Source organism: Jiangella ureilytica, from assembly GCF_004348545.1.
GTDB lineage: Bacteria > Actinomycetota > Actinomycetes > Jiangellales > Jiangellaceae > Jiangella > Jiangella ureilytica.
The window spans coordinates 26,822-42,176 of sequence record NZ_SMKL01000028.1; the positions used below are offsets into that span (position 1 = coordinate 26,822).

15 protein-coding genes are annotated in these 15,355 nt (G+C 72.3%); 6 read left to right on the forward strand and 9 right to left on the reverse strand.

Annotated elements, in window-relative coordinates; translation table 11 throughout:
- Window positions 1–42: 42 nt before the first annotated feature.
- Window positions 43–1,422: a transglutaminase domain-containing protein gene (locus E1212_RS14165; RefSeq protein WP_131983502.1), complete on the forward strand. Its 1,380-nt coding sequence runs from the start codon at window positions 43–45 to the stop codon at window positions 1,420–1,422.
- 35 nt (window positions 1,423–1,457) lie between these two features.
- Here E1212_RS14165 and E1212_RS14170 read toward each other — a convergent pair whose 3' ends face one another.
- The 3 genes from E1212_RS14170 to helR form a co-directional block, all read right to left on the reverse strand.
- Entirely contained in the window at window positions 1,458–2,369 is a 912-nt protein-coding gene (locus E1212_RS14170) for a redoxin domain-containing protein (protein ID WP_131983504.1), read from the reverse strand.
- A complete protein-coding gene (locus E1212_RS14175) occupies window positions 2,369–2,713 on the reverse strand; it encodes a hypothetical protein (protein ID WP_131983506.1) in 345 nt (114 codons plus the stop codon). The genes E1212_RS14170 and E1212_RS14175 overlap by 1 nt, the downstream gene beginning before the upstream one ends.
- A gap of 67 nt (window positions 2,714–2,780) precedes the next feature.
- On the reverse strand, window positions 2,781–4,931 hold the full coding sequence (gene helR / locus E1212_RS14180) for an RNA polymerase recycling motor ATPase HelR (protein WP_131983508.1): 2,151 nt from the start codon (window positions 4,929–4,931) through the stop codon (window positions 2,781–2,783).
- A gap of 110 nt (window positions 4,932–5,041) precedes the next feature.
- Here helR and E1212_RS14185 point away from each other — a divergent pair, with 110 nt between their 5' ends.
- Complete coding sequence (locus E1212_RS14185) at window positions 5,042–5,860, forward strand: endo alpha-1,4 polygalactosaminidase (protein WP_238992344.1); 819 nt, start codon at window positions 5,042–5,044, stop codon at window positions 5,858–5,860.
- Between the two features lie 5 nt (window positions 5,861–5,865).
- On the opposite strand, the gene E1212_RS14190 is transcribed toward E1212_RS14185, so the two are convergent.
- From E1212_RS14190 to E1212_RS14200, 3 genes are all read right to left on the reverse strand, one after another.
- The gene (locus E1212_RS14190; protein ID WP_131983512.1) at window positions 5,866–6,459 is read right to left on the reverse strand and encodes a hypothetical protein; all 594 of its coding nucleotides are present in this window, start codon (window positions 6,457–6,459) and stop codon (window positions 5,866–5,868) included.
- A 27-nt stretch (window positions 6,460–6,486) separates the two neighbouring features.
- Window positions 6,487–6,909 (reverse strand): VOC family protein, encoded by a 423-nt coding sequence (locus E1212_RS14195; protein WP_131983514.1) that lies wholly within the window; start codon window positions 6,907–6,909, stop codon window positions 6,487–6,489.
- Between the two features lie 202 nt (window positions 6,910–7,111).
- Window positions 7,112–7,531, reverse strand: a complete 420-nt coding sequence (locus tag E1212_RS14200; RefSeq protein ID WP_131983516.1) for a hypothetical protein — start codon at window positions 7,529–7,531, stop codon at window positions 7,112–7,114.
- Between the two features lie 91 nt (window positions 7,532–7,622).
- Between E1212_RS14200 and E1212_RS14205 the strand changes: the two genes are divergently transcribed.
- On the forward strand, window positions 7,623–8,348 hold the full coding sequence (locus tag E1212_RS14205; RefSeq protein WP_131983518.1) for a helix-turn-helix transcriptional regulator: 726 nt from the start codon (window positions 7,623–7,625) through the stop codon (window positions 8,346–8,348).
- On the opposite strand, the gene E1212_RS14210 is transcribed toward E1212_RS14205, so the two are convergent.
- The 3 genes from E1212_RS14210 to metX are packed head-to-tail and all read right to left on the reverse strand — an operon-like array spanning window position 8,320 to window position 11,320.
- The gene (locus tag E1212_RS14210) at window positions 8,320–8,814 is read right to left on the reverse strand and encodes a CoA-binding protein (protein ID WP_131983520.1); all 495 of its coding nucleotides are present in this window, start codon (window positions 8,812–8,814) and stop codon (window positions 8,320–8,322) included. The genes E1212_RS14205 and E1212_RS14210 overlap by 29 nt on opposite strands.
- Entirely contained in the window at window positions 8,811–10,124 is a 1,314-nt protein-coding gene (locus E1212_RS14215; protein ID WP_131983522.1) for an O-acetylhomoserine aminocarboxypropyltransferase/cysteine synthase family protein, read from the reverse strand. The genes E1212_RS14210 and E1212_RS14215 overlap by 4 nt, the downstream gene beginning before the upstream one ends.
- The gene (gene metX, locus E1212_RS14220) at window positions 10,121–11,320 is read right to left on the reverse strand and encodes a homoserine O-acetyltransferase MetX (protein ID WP_131983524.1); all 1,200 of its coding nucleotides are present in this window, start codon (window positions 11,318–11,320) and stop codon (window positions 10,121–10,123) included. The genes E1212_RS14215 and metX overlap by 4 nt, the downstream gene beginning before the upstream one ends.
- 98 nt (window positions 11,321–11,418) lie before the next feature.
- Here metX and E1212_RS14225 point away from each other — a divergent pair, with 98 nt between their 5' ends.
- The 3 genes from E1212_RS14225 to E1212_RS14235 all read left to right on the forward strand — a co-directional run bounded on the left by E1212_RS14225 (window position 11,419) and on the right by E1212_RS14235 (window position 15,236).
- Window positions 11,419–11,964 (forward strand): OsmC family protein, encoded by a 546-nt coding sequence (locus E1212_RS14225; protein ID WP_131983526.1) that lies wholly within the window; start codon window positions 11,419–11,421, stop codon window positions 11,962–11,964.
- Complete coding sequence (locus tag E1212_RS14230) at window positions 11,965–13,197, forward strand: NAD(P)-binding domain-containing protein (RefSeq protein ID WP_131983528.1); 1,233 nt, start codon at window positions 11,965–11,967, stop codon at window positions 13,195–13,197.
- A gap of 176 nt (window positions 13,198–13,373) precedes the next feature.
- Window positions 13,374–15,236, forward strand: coding sequence for a calcineurin-like phosphoesterase C-terminal domain-containing protein (locus E1212_RS14235; RefSeq protein WP_131983530.1), 1,863 nt, complete (start codon window positions 13,374–13,376; stop codon window positions 15,234–15,236).
- Window positions 15,237–15,355: the final 119 nt, after the last annotated feature.

A 15,355-nucleotide genomic window follows, 5' to 3' on the forward strand; every position in this document is an offset into this window, starting at 1 on the left:
CGTAGCCTCGTTCCGACACGACGTCGCCCCCAGGAGGACACCGTGCAGGAGCACGCCGACTACCGCACGCTGGACGAACGGCTCGCCGAGTGGCGCACCGAGATCCTCACCCGCATGGACCGGCTCGACGAGCTGCCCGTGCTGCCGACGTTCCCGCGGGTGAACCTGGCCCGCGAGGCCGGCACGACCGTGCGGGTCGACAGCTTCCTCGGGACCGCCAACGCCCACGCCGTCGGCGACGTCTACTACGACCTCACCGCGCCCGGCCCCACCGCGCTGCCGTTCACGTCCGAGGACCCCGACCACCCGGTGCTCACCGAGTTGCGCGAGCGGTTCCGGCTCGAGGAGGTGGCCGGCGAGGGCACCGACGTCGAGAAGGCGATCCGGCTGCGCGACTGGATCAAGTCGCTGTTCCCGCACCACATCCCCTACCGCATGCCGGAGTGGAACGCGCTGCTGATCCTCGACCGCGGCTCCCGCGGCGTCGAGCACTTCATCTGCGTGCACTACTCGGTGTCGCTGGTGCAGTGCTGCCTGGCGCTCGGGCTGCCGGCCCGGATGATCAACCTGCACCGCGGCCTCTCCGACCACTACCGCATCGGCGACGAGGCCGTCGCCGACCCGCCCGTCGACGAGCACGTCGTCGCCGAGGTCTGGTCGTCCGACCTCGACAGGTGGGTCATGATGGACACCGACTTCGACGTCCACTACCAGCGCGACGGCGTCCCGTTGTCGGCCTGGGAGATCCACGAGGCCCTCGCCGCGGACGAGCTGGCCAAGATCGAGCCCCAGCGCGGCCCGCACTCGCTGTCGTTCAACGCCTACGGCGAGCAGCTCCCCGACGAGGACGACTTCTTCGCCACCGGCCTACCGGCCTACTACGCGCATGTGACCGTGCTGATGCGCAACGACTTCCTCAGTGACACCGACGGCCCCGTCACCATGGCGCACCTGGTCGACGACACCGCGACGCCGCTGCTGTGGCACCGCGGGTCCGACAACCGGCTGCAGCCGCACCTCATGGGCCCGGTCGTCGTCGCCCAGCCGTACACGGACGTGACGCCGGTGCTGACGGACGGGAACCGGCGCACCGGCTGGGCCTCTTCCGATGCGCCGGCGGAGCACACGGTGGAGATCGCGCTGGCCGGGCCGCGGCTGCTCGGCCGTGCCGTCCTGCACTGGCCCGAGTACCGGCTCGACTACCACAGCAGCGGCACCTACCGGGTCGAGACCCGCGACGGCGACGACGGCGCCTGGGAGCCCTGGGTGGAGGTGACGTCCGGGCCGGAGACGCCCTACTCGGTGCACGACGCTCCGGCCCGGCGTGCGACGCACGTGCGTCTCGTGCAGCCTGAGGGCGGCGGCTCGGACGAGTTCCCGCAGCGGCTCTGGCTGACCCAGGTCGAGCTCTATGCCCCTTGACGCCCCCATCGATCGCTTCCGTCGGGGAGTCATGGTCAGCCGAAGGTGAACGCGTAGGCCTCGGCGCCCGCGTCGAGGAAGGTGACCTCGACGGTGCGCTCGCGGACGCCGTCGTGCACGCGGACGAGCTGGTACATGCGCCCGTCGTCGAGGATGCCGTGGCCGTCGGCGTCGACGTCGGCGCCGTGCGACGGGCCGGGCGGCGCACCGTCGAGCAGCACCCGGAAGGGGATGGGGTCACCCTCGCCGGGCGAGAGGACCAGGTGCGCGTCGCGGGCGTGGAACCGCATCAGAACGCTGCCACCGGGCGAGCCGAGCACGGCGCACTCGCCGCCGACGGTCCACTCGCCGCGCAGCGCCCACTGCTGGTGGCGCAGCCGCTCTGACGGCACGTCGGCCCGGTGCTCGCCGCGCCAGGAGCCGAGGTACGTCTCGCCGGTGCGCAGCTGGTTCCAGTCGGCCTCGGCCTCGTCGCCCTCCCCCTCGACGGTGACCAGCTCGCGCTGCACGCCCAGCAGCCGTTGCAGCAGCCGCTCCGACCACGCGTAGCGGCCCTCGCCGAAGTGGTGGTCGCGGACGATGCCCCGGTGGTCGGCGAAGTAGAGCGCGGGCCAGTAGTGGTTGTCGAAGGCGGTCCAGATCCGATAGTCGCTGTCCAGCGCGACGGGGTAGACGATCGCCCGCCGCGCCGTCGCGCGCCGCACCCGGTCGCCGTCGTGCTCGAAGGAGAACTCCGGCGTGTGGACGCCGACGACGACCAGCCCGTCGTCGCGGTACGCCCTGGCCCAGGCGCGGACATACGGCGCGGTGCGCAGCCAGTTGATGCAGGTCAGCGTCCAGAAGTTCACCAGGACCACGTGATCGCGCAGGTCGGCGGAGTGGATCGGCTCGGTGCCGATCCACTCCACAGCGCCGTCGAGCGAGGGCAGCTGCCGTCGTGCCGACATCAGGACTCCCCTCCCGCGGTGCGGGCTTGCAGGGCCCCGAGCCGGAGCTCCCCCGCCGCCTCCGTGGCGACGGCTGTGTGCCGATGGCGGCGCCACCCTCGGCAGCGCACGACCACGGCGACCTGCCAGTCATGCGACCAGCCGGCCCGCCGCATCGACAGCCGCGGACCGTCGAGGGCCGCCCCGCACCGGACACACGGCGACACCGTCACCGCCACCTCGTACGCGACCCGGATCAGCCGCAGGTCGAGCTCACCCGGCGACGGAGCCGGCGTATCGGGCGCCGCCGGGTGGGGGCAGGGGCCGAACGGAGCCCAGCAGGTCATCGTCATCAGCCATTCCATGCCGCCAGCGTCGCGGTGACGACGCCCACTCGCGCCCGTGGGAATGCCTGGTCACTCCCCGGGTCGCTCAGCTGCTCGTGAGGATCACCAGCCGCTGGGTCGCGCGGGTCATGGCCACGTACCGGTCGACCGCGCCCTCGATGCCGGTGCCGAAGTCCTCGGGGTCGACGAGGACGACGAGGTCGAACTCGAGCCCCTTCGCCAGCTCCGGGGTGAGCGAGCGGACCCGGGTCGTCGGGGCGAAGCCGGGGTCACCGATGACGCAGGCGATGCCGTCGACGTGCTCGGCGAGCCAGGTGCCGAGGATCGGCCGCAGTTCCGCGACGGACCCGCGCGTGACGGGGACGCCGGTGCTGCGGATCGACGTGGGCACGTTGGCGTCGGGCAGCGCGGCCCGGATGACCGGCTCTGCCTCGGTCATGACCTCTTCCGGCGTGCGGTAGTTGATGCTCAGCGCGGCGATCTCGACGCGGTCGAGGCCGATGCGCGCGAGCCGTTCCTCCCACGACTCCGTGAACCCGTGCCGGGCCTGGGCGCGGTCACCGACGATGGTGAAGCTGCGCGACGGGCAGCGCAGCAGCAGCATCTGCCACTCGGCGTCGGTCAGCTCCTGCGCCTCGTCGACGACGACGTGCGCGAACGGGCCGGCGAGCTGGTCGGGCTCGAAGTCGGGGCGGACGGCGTCGTCGACCAGGGCGCCCTGCAGGTCGCTGCCGCGCAGCATCGACATCAGCGCCATCTCCGAGTCGTCTGACTCGATCAGGTGGTCGACGACGTCGGCCATGTTCGCGCGGCGGGCGGCCACCTCGGCCTCGCGCCGCTGCTGCCGCCGCGACGTCCCCGGGTCGCCGAGCCGCTGCCGGGCGGCGTCGAGCAGCGGCAGGTCCGACACCGTCCACGCCTGCGCGTCGGCGCGCTGCAGCGCCCGGACCTCGTCGGCGCTGAGCCACGGGGCGCACAGGCGCAGGTAGGCGGGCACGGACCACAGGTCGCCGACGACATCGGCCGCCTCGAGCACGGGCCAGGCTCGGTTGAACGTCGTGAGCAGCGGCCGGTTCTGCCGCATCGACGCGGCGAACCGGTCGGCGGGGACGTCCTCGGTCTGCCGGTCCAGCAGGATCGCGACCAGCTCGGCCCAGATCTCCTCGCGCGCGACGTTGTGCGGCGTGCCGGGGTCGGCCGCCTCGAACGCCTCGGCCCAGTCGTCGGCGGTGAGCCGGACGTCGTCCCAGAGCGTCGACACCGTCATGGCCTCGGCCGGCGGCTCCTCGTAGAACCGGACCGCCTTCTCGATCGCCTTCACCATGTCCGCGGACGACTTCAGCCGGGCCACCTCGGGGTCGGTCTCGGCGGCCGCCTTGGCGCCCTCGGGGACGAGGTCGCGCAGCGTGCAGGTGCGCACGCCCTCTTCTCCGAGGCTCGGCAGCACGTCGGACACGTAGGCGAGGTAGGGCTGGTGCGGGCCGACGAACAGCACGCCGCCGCGCCGGTGCCCGAGCCGCGGGTCGGAGTAGAGCAGGTACGCCGTGCGGTGCAGCGCGACGACCGTCTTCCCCGTGCCGGGTCCGCCGTCGACGACCAGGGCGCCGCGGGACCCCGCCCGGATGATGGCGTCCTGGTCGGCCTGGATGGTGCCCAGCACGTCGCGCATGCGCCCGGACCGGGTGCCGCCGAGGCTGGCGATGAACGCGGACTGGTCGTCGAGGGCCGCGGCGTGCCCGTCGAACTCGTCGGCGGCGAACACCTCGTCCCAGTAGTCGCCGACGCGGCCACGGGTCCAGCGGTACCGGCGGCGGCTGACCAGGCCCATGGGGTTGGCGTGCGTCGCGCCGAAGAACGGCTCGGCCGCCGGGGCGCGCCAGTCGAGCAGCAGCCGCCGGCCCGCGCTGTCGGTGAGGCCGAGGCGACCGACGTAGACGGGCTCGGCGTCGTCGGCGGTGACCATGTGCCCGAGGCAGAGGTCGAGCCCGAAGCGGCGCAGGGTACGCAGCCGGGAGGTGAGCCGGTGGACCTCGAGGTCGCGGTCCATGGCCGCCTGGCCCGAGCCGCCGGGCTTCTTCAGCTCGGCGTCGAGCCGCTCCGAGAGCTCCGCGATGGTCTGCTCGAGGCTCTCGCCGATGGCGGCGAAGTGCCGCTCGTCAGCGGCGATCAGGGCCGGGTCGGCCTTGTGAGCGAGGTGGTCGGGAAGGTCGAATGCGCTGGTGGTCAAGGGATTCACCTCATGAGCTTCGTTCCGAGGTACGCCACCTTAGATCCAAATTTTCTGGCTCATGAGGTCGCCGGAACTCTGCTATAAAAGAATGGGAGGACAGGGTCATCTTGCGCGCCGTGGTGGTGGTCGCCGCAGCGCTGACGGCGCTGGCCGGCTGTACGGCCGGCGACGATCCCCAGGTCGAGCTTCCGCCCGCCGGCGGACGGTTCGACTACCAGCTCGGCGGCCCCCATCCCCCGGCGCCCGGCGTGGTCGTCGTGGCCCGCGACGTGACCGCCGAACCGGCTCCTGGTCTGTACAACGTCTGCTACGTCAACGCGTTCCAGACCCAGCCCGGCGACCTCGACGCCTGGACGACGGACCACCCGGACCTGCTGCTCCGGCACGACGGCGGCGACGACGGCGACGGCGGCCTGGTCACCGATCCGGACTGGCCGGGCGAGGTGCTGCTCGACACGTCGACGGCGGCGAACCGGGCCGCGCTCGCCGAGATCGCCGGCCGCGACCTCCAGCGCTGCGCCGAGGCCGGGTTCGACGCGGTGGAGCCGGACAACCTCGACTCCTGGACCCGGTCGCGCGGGCTGCTGGACCGGGCCGACAACCTCGCGTTCGCGGCGCTGCTGGCCGACGCCGCGCACGACCTCGGCCTGGCGATCGCCCAGAAGAACGCCGCCGAGCTCGGCACCGCCGGCCGCGACACCGCGCACCTCGACTTCGCCATCGCCGAGGAGTGCGAGGTGCACGCCGAGTGCGACGACTACCTCGCCGTGTACGGGCCGCACGTCATCGAGATCGAGTACACCGGCGACGGGCGGGCCGCGTTCGCCGCCGCCTGCGCCGCCCGGGGCGAGCGGTTCTCCGTCCAGCTCCGCGACCGCGCCGTCACGCCGGCCGGCGCCGACGGCCACGTCTCCGAGTGGTGCCCCGGCGGCTAGGGTGCTCAACGCGACTGCAGCGCGTCGAGCGCGACGGCCATGGCCGCGCCCAGCCGCCAGTCCAGCCGTTCCCCGCCGGGCAGCTGCGGCAGCTCGACGTCGTAGGCGTCGCGCAGCGTCCGCCGCCGCTCCGACGACATGACCAGGACGCCGTCGTCGGTGCGGAAGTCGAAGTGGAACCGCCACGGGCCGGGAACGTCCTCGAGCACGACGTTCCAGATGCGGCGGACGATCGCTACGCCCTGGCTGCGCTCGGTGCCGACCGCCTCCAGCCCGAGCGCCGGACAGCCCAGTGTCCAGGTCGAGCGGGTCAGCGACCTGCGGAACTGCTTCGTGAACCAGCCGATCTGCTCGCCGCCGGGACCGGTGACGTCGTGCCCTGCGCTGACGTCGAGACGCGTGCGCGCCTTGAACGCGAACAGCGGCGGCTCCGAGCGGTCCTCGCCGGCGTAGAAGGTGATCTCCTCCTTGAGCGCCATGCGCTTCTGCTGCGCGAACGCGATCAGCGCACCCTCCTGGCCGCCGGCGCCGAGGGCGTGGACGGCGTACCGGTTGACCATCGGCGTGATCCGCTGGTGCACGGAGAGACGCTCGTACATTCCACCAGCATCGGCCATGGGTGCCGCTCAGTACCAGAACACCTCGGGCGGGATCATCCGCGGGACGTCCTGCTCGCCGTCGTGGTGGACGAAGACGACCCGCTGCCCGTCGGGGTCCCAGGTGCTGACCAGGGTGGTCGGGTCCTCGGCGAGCACGTGCCGGGTCGACTTGGCGCCCAGGCCGGCGAGCTGCTGCTCGACCCGGTCCAGCCGGTCGAGGGTGGCGACGCGCCACACCAGCGCCTGCACCGTCCGGTCGGTGACCCGGCGGACCGGACGCTGCCGCAGGGCCAGCGAGAACGCGCCGGCCCTGGTGGCGAGGATGGCGGCGTCGGCCGTGCGGCGGGCCACCTCGACGCCCATCAGGTCCGTGTAGAAGGCGATCGACCGCTCCAGGTCGCTGACGTGCAGGACAGCGCCCTGGATGCGCGGTTCGGTGTCGTTGGTCATGGCCTCACCCTTCCAGCCGGTGCGCCGGCGGCGGGTGGGACCAGCCGCGCTCTGCTTGACGCCTACCCCGGGACGTCCACCGCTCGGACCCGAAGCCGTCTGAAACCCGGTCTCCCGCTCTTACCTCGCGACTCGGCCAGTGCACACGGATGCACTACTGACCGACCATGGCCGCGGAACGTGACAACGGGCGCGGACGGCGTCAGCTGCCGCCGCGGTCGCGATGCGCCTCGGCGAGCTGGGCCAACGCGAGGGCGCCGATCAGCAGGCCGAAGTCGCGCAGGGCGATGTCGTAGTAGTCCGGGATGGTCAGCAGGTTCACGATGATGCCGGCCAGCCACAGCGCCACGACGTAGCCGCCGATGCGGGGCGCGACGGCGACCAGCAGTCCGGCCACGACCTCGACGACGCCGACGATCCTCATCGCGTCGGCCGCGCTCCCCGGAACGATGTCGTCGACCCAGGGCGCCAGGTAGACCGGCCAGTCGACCATCCAGTTGGTGAACTTGTCGAGGCCGAACAGGATCGGTGCGACGGTGAAGGCCGTGCGGAGCAGGAGGAAGGCGCGGCCGGCCGGGGTGCTCCACGTCCGGGACCGGGCGGTTCCGCTCGTCTGGGTCATGACGTCTCCTTCTAACGAATGGATTTCTCTACGTTAGAATCACGCTGGTCTATCGTCAAGGGATCCGTTCGATACGACGCGAGGAGCGCCCGTGGCCGAGTTCGAGGATCACGTCGCCGGCATCGGCGCCCTGGCCGACGACACCCGGCGCGCGCTCTACCTCTACGTCTGCGCCCAGCCGGAGGCCGTCGGCCGCGACCAGGCCGCCGCTGCGCTGGAGCTCCCCCGCCACCAGGCCAAGTTCCACCTCGACCGGCTCGAGGAGGCCGGCCTGCTCGACGTCGAGTACGCCCGGCTGACCGGCCGCACGGGTCCGGGCGCGGGCCGGCCGGCGAAGCTCTACCGGCGCGCGGCCGCACGGGTCGCCGTCTCGCTGCCGGACCGGCGCTACGAGCTGGCCGCGGAGCTCATGGCCCGCGCGATCAGCGACTCCGCGGCCACCGGCACCCCCGTCGAGAACGCCCTGACCAGCGCCGCCCGCGAGCACGGCCGTCGCCTCGCCGAGGCGACGACGGCGGCTGCGACGGCGACGCTGTCGCCGAAGCCCGCGGATCCGGACCGGGCGCTACGCCTGGCCGCCGACACGCTGGGCCGGCACGGGTACGAACCCCGCCGGCACGATCACACCGTCGAGCTGGCCAACTGCCCGTTCCATCCGCTGGCGCAGACGCACACCGCCCTGATCTGCGGCATGAACCATGCACTGCTCGCCGCGCTGGCGGAGGAGCTGGCGCCCGGCACCCTCGAGGCCCGCCTCGAGCCCGCCGCGGGCCGCTGCTGCGTCCTGCTCACTGCAGGCCGGCGCGGACCGACGTGATGCGGTGCGTGTTGAACCCGAGCCAGTGCATGCGGCCGACGTAGCGGGCGTGCTCGACCTTGAGACAGCGGTCGACCACGACCGTGAGGCCGCCGTCCTCGGCGATCTGCGCACCCTCGGCGTTGATGACGCCGAACTGGCACCACAGCGCCTTGGCCCCGATGGACACGGCCTCGCGGGCGATGCCCGGCACCGCGTCGGGCGCGCGGAAGACGTTGACGATGTCGACCGGCTCCGGGACGTCGAGGAGGCTCGGATGGCTCGTCTCACCGAGGATCGACGTCTCGCGCGGGTTCACCGGGACGACGCGGTAGCCGTGGCGCTTCAGGTAGTAGCCGACGAAGTAGCTGGCCCGCAGCTCGTTGCTGGACAGTCCGACGACGGCGATGGTCTTCGCGCCGTGGAGGACCCGCTGGATCGTCAGCGGGTCCTGGTACCTCGTGAGGTCGAGATCGAGGCCGGTCACGCGCCCGCCACCTTCCGCACGCCGGTGAAGCCCTGTTCGAGGTCCCAGATCAGGTCGTCGGCCGACTCGGTGCCGACCGACAGCCGCACCGTCCCCGGCGCCACGCCGGCCGCCGTCAGCTCGTCGTCGCTCAGCTGCCGATGGGTGGTACTGGCGGGATGGATGACCAGGCTCTTCGCATCGCCGACGTTGGCCAGGTGGGACCAGAGCGACACCCCGCGGATCAGCTCCTGCCCGCCGTCGCGGCCGCCGGCGCAGTCGAACGAGAACACCGCGCCCGCGCCCAGCGGCAGGTACTTCTCGACCAGCGGCCGGTAGGAGCTCGACGGCAGCCCGGCGTAGGTGACGTTCGACGCCAGGTCGTGCGCCTCGAGGTAGGCCGCGACCGCCCGAGCGTTGCCGACGTGGCGCTCCATGCGCAACGACAGCGTCTCGAGCCCCTGCAGGAACAGGAACGCGTTGAACGGCGACATCGCGCCGCCGAGGTCGCGCAGGGTCTCGGCGCGCAGCTTCATCAGGTAGCCGTACATGCCGAAGGTCTCGTGGAACTTCAGCCCGTGGTAGGCCGGCGAGGGCTCGGCCACCACCGGGTAGCGCCCGTTGGACCAGTCGAACGTGCCGGCCTCGACGACCACGCCGCCGATGCTGGTGCCGTGGCCGCCGATGAACTTGGTGGCGGAGTGGACGACGATGTCGGCGTCCCACTCGATGGGGCGGCACAGGTACGGCGTCGCGAAGGTGTTGTCGACGATCAGCGGCAGCTCGTGCTCGTGCGCGATGGCCGCCACGGTCTCGATGTCGAGCACGTTGCCGGCCGGGTTGCCGATGGTCTCGGCGAAGAACGCCTTGGTGTTCGGGCGGACGGCCGCGCGCCAGGCGCCGGCGTCGTCGGGGTCGACCCAGGTCAGCTCGACGTTCATCTTCCGCAGCAGGTGCTTGAGCTGGTTCACCGTGCCGCCGTAGAGCGCCGAGGACGAGACGACGTGGTCGCCGGGCTCGAGCAGCGTGAAGAGCGCCGCGGCCTGGGCGGCGATGCCGCTGGCGAACGCGACCGCGCCGGCACCGCCCTCGAGGTTGGCGACGCGCTCCTCGAACACCGCCACCGTCGGGTTCATGATGCGGGAGTAGGTGTTGCCGTACTCCTGCAGGTTGAAGTACGCCGCCGCCGACTCCGGATCCTCGAACACGTAGCTGGTGGTCTGGAAGATCGGCACGGCGCGGGCGCCGGTGTTGGGGTCGGGCCGCTGCCCGGCGTGCAGCTGCCGGGTCTCGAACCCGAACACGCGGTCCTGCTCGACGCGGTCGGTCACTGTCCCTCCAGGAACTGCTGGATGATCGGGGTCTGGCGGGCTTCCTCGAGCAGGAAGCAGTCGTGCCCGTACGGCGCGTCGATGACGTGCAGCTCGACCGCCTTGCCCAGTTCGGTGAGTGCGCCGGCCAGCTCCTCGGACGCGACGGGCGGGTAGAGCCAGTCGGAGCTGAACGCGATGAGCAGCGTGCGCGCGGCGACGCCGTCGAGGGCGCGGGTGAGGGAGCCGTCGCCATGTTGGCGGGCCAGGTCGAAGTAGGTGAGCGCCCGCGACATGGTCAGGTAGGTGTTGGCGTCGAAGCGCTGCACGAACGACGCGGCCTGGTGGCGCAGGTAGTTCTCGACCTCGAACTCCGGCTCGGTGAGGGTGTAGCGGACGTCGTCGGCGAACTGCAGCCGCCGGCCGAACTTGTCCTCGAGCGCCCGCGCCGAGAGGTACGTGATGTGGCCGACCATGCGGGCGACGCCCATGCCGGCGTCGGGCGCGCGGCCGGTGCCGTGGTAGCGGCCGCCCTGCCAGGCGGGATCGCGCATGATCGCCTCGCGGGCGATGGCGTTCCAGGCCACGCCCTGCGGGTGCAGCGCGTGCGTGCTGGCGATCGCGATGACGGCGTCGACGGCGTCCGGGTACAGCACCGCCCACTCCAGCGCCTGCATGCCACCGAGCGAGCCGCCCGCGACCGCGGCCAGCCGCTCGATGCCGAGGACGTCGAGGAACGCGCGCTGGGTGCGGACCATGTCGGCGACCGTGACGACCGGGAAGTCCGGCCCGTACGGCTCCCCCGTCGCCGGGTCGGTGGACGACGGACCCGTCGTGCCGCGGCAGCCGCCGAGCAGGTTGGTCGAGACGACGAACCACTGGTCGGTGTCGAACGCCTTGCCCGGGCCGATCATGCCGTCCCACCAGCCCAGCGCCTTTCCGGCCGCGCCGTCGCGGTCGTCGGCCCCGAAGCCGTCGCGCGTGCTGGCCGCTGCCGCCGACGCCGAGTAGCCGGCCGCGTGGGCGTCGCCGCTGAGCGCGTGGCAGACCAGGACGACGTTGTCGCGCGCGGGGGCGAGCGTGCCGTAGGTCTCGTAGGCGACCCGGACCGGGTGCAGCTCGCCGCCGGAGTCGAGCCGCACAGGCGCCGGCAGGTCGAGGTAGTGGGTCTGGACGGTGCCGGCCGAGCCGGCCGCGAGGGTCGAAGCCGGCGCCATGCGTCCGATCATAAGCAGTCCCCCTTTCGCCGCGCTCGGTGTATTGTCCAGCAATACCGTAGGGAATCTCGGGTACCGGCGAGAGGGGCATCGGCGAGATGACGATCGACAACGGGGTCAACGTGCAGGCGCTGCTCGACGCGCGCGACGTGCTGAAGGGTGCGCCCGAGGCCGCCCAGTTCACGTGGCGGGCGCAGTCGACGTGGAGCAACGGCGTGCACAGCCAGACGCGGATCCAGAACTTCTTCGGCCTCGGCGCGGAGCAGACGCACAAGAGCGAGGCGGTGTTCGACGCCGACCACCCGGAGGTCTTCGCCGCCCAGGACAACGGCATCACGCCCATCGAGTACCTCCTCGTCGGCCTCGCCGGCTGCCTGACCGCCGGCGTGGCCTCCGTGGCGCAGAACCGCGGCATCCAGCTGCGCTCCGTCGAGGCGACCGTCGAGGGCAACCACGACATCCGCGGCATCCTCGGCGCCGACAGCGACGTCCGCAACGGCTTCAACGACGTCCGCGTGACCTTCACGATCGACGCCGACGCCTCCAAGGAGGAGATCGAGGCGCTGGTGGCGCAGTCGCAGAAGCGCTCCGCCGTCTTCGACGCGCTCACGAACCCCACGGACGTGTCCGTCACGGTCGCCTGAGTGGCCGGTCGCGTCACGACGGTCGTCATCGGCGCGGGCCACGCGGGACTCGCCGCCAGCCACTTCCTGAGCGAGCGGTCGATCGACCACGTCGTGCTCGAGCGCGGCGACGTGGCGAACTCCTGGCGGCACGAGCGCTGGGACTCGCTGCGGCTGCTCACGCCGAACTGGCAGAGCCGCCTGCCCGGGCTGCCCTACGACGGCCCGGACCCGGACGGCTACCTCTCGATGGGCGAGGTGGTCGGGCTCCTCGACCGCTTCGCGTCGATGTCGCGCGCGCCCGTCCAGGCGGGGACGACGGTGACGTCGGTGCGCCGGTCCGGCGACGGCTACCGGGTGGTGACGAACCAGGGCTCGCTCGACGCCCGGACGGTGGTCGTCGCCAGCGGCGCCTGCAACCTGCCGGCCGTGCCGGCGTTCGCGGCCGCCGTCCCCAAGGAGATCGAGCAGCTCACGCCATTCGACTACCGCGACCCTTCGACGCTGGCCGACGGCGGCGTGCTGGTCGTGGGCGCGTCGGCGACCGGCGTCCAGCTGGCGGCGGAGATCCGCCGCTCGGGCCGGCCGGTCACGCTGTCGGTGGGCGAGCACGTCCGGCTGCCGCGCACCTACCGCGGCCGCGACGTGCTCTGGTGGATGGACGCGTCGGGCGTCTGGGACCAGCGCCACGACGAGATCGACGACCTCTCTCGGGCCCGGCGGCTGCCGTCGCCGCAGCTCGTCGGGACCCCGGAGCGGGTGACGCTGGACCTCAACGCGCTGAGCGCCATGGGCGTCGAGCTGGTCGGCCGGTGGGCGGCGGTGCGCGACGGCCGCGCCCTGTTCTCCGGCGGGCTGCGCAACGTGTTCGCGCTGGCAGACCTCAAGATGGACCGGCTGCTCGCGACGTTCGACCAGTGGGCCGGCACAGGGACCGAGGCCGGTCCGTCCGAGCGGTTCGAGCCGACCCGCGTGCCGTCGTCGCCGCGGCTGCAGCTGGACCTGCGCGGCGGCGAGATCCGCACCGTCCTGTGGGCGACGGGGTACCGGCCCGACTACTCGTGGCTGGACGTCCCCGTGGTCGACGAGAAGGGCCGCCTCCGCCACGCCGGCGGGGTCGTCGGCAGCCCCGGCCTGTACGCCCTCGGCCTGCCGGTGCTACGCCGCCGCCGGTCGACCTTCATCCACGGCATCGAGGACGACGCCCGCGAGGTCATCGCCCACCTCGCGCACCACCTCGCGACCTCCCCATGAGGCGCCGCCGAGCCCGGCGCCCGTGACAACTATCCGCACTAGTAGTCGCCACCGTGGTTCTCGTGGGCGATTTCCAGCGTTCTCGATCTCGTCGGTAGGAATTCAGCCCTGTCGGGAAGAGTCGTTCGGGCCGGTCACCCCCGGCCGGCACCCGACGACAACAGGGAGAAGCCTGCATGTCTTCGAGAAAGCGCGTCCTCGTAGCGGTGGCGACCATCGCCGCCGTCGGCGCGGCCGTCGCGGCGCCCGGCGCCGCCGCGTCCGGGCGGCACCAGGACTGGGACCGGACCGCCTACCGAGGCCAGATCGAGGTCGTCCGCAGTGACGACGGCCCCGCCGACCCGACGGTGCTGAACGGCACCGTCTTCGTCGACCGCGACCGCGACAGCCGCCACGACCGGAACGAGCGCGGTCTCGCCGGCGTCGAGGTCTCCAACGGCCGCGACATCGCCACCACCGACTCGCGCGGCCGCTACCGGCTCCCCGTCTTCGACAACATGACCGTCTTCGTCACGCAGCCCGCGGGCTACCAGGTGCCGGTCGACGAGTCCAACGTCGCGCAGTTCCACTACAACCATCTTCCCGCCGGCTCGCCCGCCCTGCGCTACGGCGGCATCGCCCCCACCGGCCCGCTCCCCGACGCGGTGAACTTCCCGCTGGTGGAGAGCCGGCTCACCGACGACCGCCAGCTGAGCTGCATCATGGCCGGCGACCTGCAGACGTACAACATCACCGAGGTCGAGTACGCCCGCAAGGGCGCCATCCGCGACCTCGCGCGGCGCAACGACTACCAGGGCTGCGGCAGCCTCTTCCTCGGCGACGTGGTCGGCGACGACCTCTCGCTGTACGACGAGGTGAAGGAGCTGACCGCCCAGACCAACGGGCCGGCCCGGTTCCTTCCCGGCAACCACGACCTCGACTTCGACGCCACCACGCCGGAGCACTCGTTCGACACCTTCCGGGCCCAGCTCGCGCCGGCGTACTTCTCCTACGACGTGGGCGAGGCGCACATCATCGCGCTGAACACCGTCCGGTACCCGTGCACCCCGGACGTCGACAACGCCGACGGCCGGCACCCGGAGTGCAACAACCCGGCCACGCGGCCGCGCTACAACGGCCGCATCGACGACACCCAGATGGAGTGGCTGCGCCGCGACCTGGCCAAGGTCGACCGCGACAAGCTCATCGTGATCGCCGGCCACATCGGGCTGATGAACTACGCCGACGAGGGCAGCATGATCCACCAGGTCGACCAGGCCCGCGAGGTGTACGCGCTGCTGCACGGCCGCAAGGCGGTCGCGCTGGCCGGGCACAGCCACTCGATCGAGAACATGCGCACCGGCGACCTCATGAAGGGGTGGAAGGACCTGTTCGGCATCGACGGCCTGCCCTTCCCGCACCTGACCGCGGGCGCGATCGCGGGCGACTGGTTCTCCGGCCGGGTCACCGAGGACGGCTACCCCACCGCGCTGCAGCGTGACGGCGGCCGGCCGGGCGTCCTCACCCTCGACCTGAACGACGCCGCCTTCCAGGAGCGGTTCACGGTGACCGGCGAGAGCGACCGGGAGCAGACCCAGCTCGGCCTCAACAGCCCCACCTACCGGGAGTGGTACGTCGCCCGTGACGCGTGGAACGACGAGGACGAGCCCACGACGCCGGCGCCCGAACTGGGTGACCCGCTGGTCGTCGACCGGGCCGACCTGGCCGGCAAGACCTGGCTCACCACCAACTTCTTCATGGGCTCCACCGGCTCCACGGTGAGCGTCCGCCTCGACCACGGCCGGCCGGCTCAGGCCGTCCGCACCCAGCCGATGCGCGGCGAGGACCAGTTGGTCGGCCCGGAGTACTCCGACCCGGCCGCCATCGCCGAGCAGCTCGTGCACGGCGGAAGTCTCGCCGACCGGACCATGCACCTGTGGCGCTACGAGCTCCCCGCCGACCTGCGCGCCGGGACGCACCGGGCGCACGTCACCGCGACCGACGTGTACGGCCGCACGTTCACCGACACCATGACCTTCCGCGTGGTCGAGCAGCGCTGACCCCACCGGGACGGGGCCGCCGCGGTGCCGGGCGGCGGCCCCGCCCCACGCTCACGCGACCGCCGTCGAGCCCGCCGAGGGCAGCTGCATCCCGCCGCCGTCGCACGCGGTGCGGGTGA

Coding starts and splice junctions, on each gene's coding strand:
- E1212_RS14170 (WP_131983504.1), bottom strand. CDS start 2,369: ATGTCGGCACGACGGCAGCTGCCCTCGCTCGACGGCGCTGTGGAGTGG.
- E1212_RS14175 (WP_131983506.1), bottom strand. CDS start 2,713: ATGGAATGGCTGATGACGATGACCTGCTGGGCTCCGTTCGGCCCCTGC.
- E1212_RS14190 (WP_131983512.1), bottom strand. CDS start 6,459: ATGTACGAGCGTCTCTCCGTGCACCAGCGGATCACGCCGATGGTCAAC.
- E1212_RS14195 (WP_131983514.1), bottom strand. CDS start 6,909: ATGACCAACGACACCGAACCGCGCATCCAGGGCGCTGTCCTGCACGTC.
- E1212_RS14200 (WP_131983516.1), bottom strand. CDS start 7,531: ATGACCCAGACGAGCGGAACCGCCCGGTCCCGGACGTGGAGCACCCCG.
- metX (WP_131983524.1), bottom strand. CDS start 11,320: ATGGCGCCGGCTTCGACCCTCGCGGCCGGCTCGGCCGGCACCGTCCAG.
- E1212_RS14225 (WP_131983526.1), top strand. CDS start 11,419: ATGACGATCGACAACGGGGTCAACGTGCAGGCGCTGCTCGACGCGCGC.
- E1212_RS14235 (WP_131983530.1), top strand. CDS start 13,374: ATGTCTTCGAGAAAGCGCGTCCTCGTAGCGGTGGCGACCATCGCCGCC.